This is a genomic window from Streptomyces sp. NRRL WC-3549 (assembly GCF_000721935.1).
Lineage (GTDB): Bacteria > Actinomycetota > Actinomycetes > Streptomycetales > Streptomycetaceae > Streptomyces.
The window spans coordinates 14779-16781 of the sequence record NZ_KL585460.1 but is presented as its reverse complement, the minus strand read 5'-3'; the positions used below and the strand labels follow the sequence as shown (position 1 = coordinate 16781).

General features: G+C 74.6%; 1 protein-coding gene. It reads right to left on the bottom strand.

Features of this window, described 5'->3' with window-relative positions:
* Positions 1-1993, bottom strand: a 1993-nt coding sequence (locus IH13_RS39440) for a hypothetical protein (protein ID WP_031091310.1), incomplete at its 3' end; no start/stop codon positions are given.
* Between the last annotated feature and the right edge of the window lie 10 nt (positions 1994-2003).

Below are 2003 nucleotides of genomic sequence, written 5' to 3'. Positions count from 1 at the left end.
CCCGCAGCTCGTCCGCCGTCAGGTCCGGGGTCACCCGCCGCATGCCCGCGAGCAGCGCCTCGAACTGCTCGGGCGTGACCATCGCGCTCGGCCGTTCGCTGCCGAGCAGGACTCGCCCCTCCGCGTTCACCGTGTAGATCCAGACCGCGTCCCTGTTGCCGGTGATCAGCAGGGCGGGGTCGATCTCGTCCAGGGGTGTCCACAGCGGGTTCACCCGTACGTCGCCGACGGCGTCCCGCTCCTCGGGCTTGACGCGTTTCGGAGCCACGGTCTCGCCGAAGACGAGCAGGTCGGTGGGTTCCGCGGTGCTTCCGTCGTAGTGGTCCCTGCCGTTGTAGTGGACCTCGATCACTCGGGAGGCACCGCTGGGTCCGACCCTGCGGGTGTCGGCCAGGCGGCCGTTCCACGCCACCTCGATTCTGGCCTCGAACGCGTGGGCGAGCAGGGGCAGGAAGATCTCGCCGACGTCGGTCATGTAGCGGTCCTCCCAACGGGAGACGGCGTCCAGGACCGCGTAGGTCTCCACGGTGTCCAGCGGGGCCGTACTCGTCGGGTACACAGCGGCCAGCTCCGCGCGCAGGCCCGCCTCCGACCGGTCGGCCGGCGTGTCCGCGTCCACGCCGTGGTGCGCGAGCAGCGGGACGAGCCCGGCCCGGTGGAGTCGCGCGATCCGCTGTCCGAACTCCGTCACCGTCGACAGGCGCAGCTGTCCGATGACGGAGTGGGGCAGCCGGCCTTCGCTCGCGGTCAGGTAGGTCCGGACGGCCTCGCGCATCGCGCTGACGACAGCGGTCTCCGGGCCGCCCGGCCCGTACCGGGTCGCGGACCCGACCACCGCGCGGCTGCTCAGGTCCCCGCGTACGCCGTTCGCGTCGCCCAGCCAGGCGTACGCGTCGGGGTGGGACTCCGCCAGGCCGGGCAGTCGGCTGCGTACATGAGCGGGGTCGCTGGCGATCAGCGAGAAGAAGAGGCACTCCCCGGTGCCCGGAACCCGCACCGGCCGCCCCCTGGCAACAGCGCCGGGCGGAAGCGGAGCGGGCCGGGACGGCGGAGCGGGCGGGGACGGCGGGGTGGGCGGGGACGGCGAGGCGGGCGGGGCCTGCTTCGGCCCCGGCTCGTCGGTCGTGTGGCCGTGCTTCGGCCGGTCGAACCGGGGCCCGGTCCCCGACACGTCGGTTTCGGACCCCTCCGTCCCGCCCGCCGGATCGACCACGTCGACCACCGGCTTCGCCGTCCCGGCCGTCTTCGCCGAGGGCGCCTCGGTCTCCGCACCGGTCTCGTCCGTCACCTCCACCGCCGTTTCCCGTACCGCGAGCTGGTAGTGGCGGCCGACCAGGCTCAGCACCACACGCGGTCTCGGGCCACCCGCCCGTACGTCCAGCGAGCCCGCCAGGTGCCCGGTGGGGTCGGACGGGCCCGGGCCGAAGTCCTGGAAGCGCCCCTCGCCGTCCACGACCGTGATGTCGACGTCGAACGTCCGGGCGGCCAGCACCGGCAGCAGGTCCGCGGCCCCGTGGTCCCAGCCCGCCTCGCCCTCCGTGTCCCCCGGGCGCGTCAACTGGGCGACGGCCAGCGCGGCCCGGGCTTCGGGACCAAGGTCCACGGAGTACGGGATCAGGCCGCCGAGCCCGTCGAACTCGCGGCCGCCAGGGGTGTCCTCCCCGAGCGGCCCTGACCCCCGCAGCCCCGCCCCGGTGGCCTCGGCGTCGCTGAAGGTGTCGGTGACGTCCGGGGCGACGGCGTCGAGCAGGTCCGCGTCCGACGGGTCCATGAGCCTGGCCGCGAGCGCCCGCCGCACTGTGTCCACCGTCGCCCGCCGGTCCGCGAGGTCCACCCCCCGGTCGGTGAGCAGGTCCGGCGCGCTCCTGCGCAGCCCCTCCACCAGGGCGTGCAGGAAGGCGTCCCCGTCCTCCGGTACATCGTGCACGGCGTACGTGACGTGGTCGGGCGAGGTCAGCCGGGAGCCCTCGCCGGTGCCGGTCCTCGTGTACACCGGCGGCCGG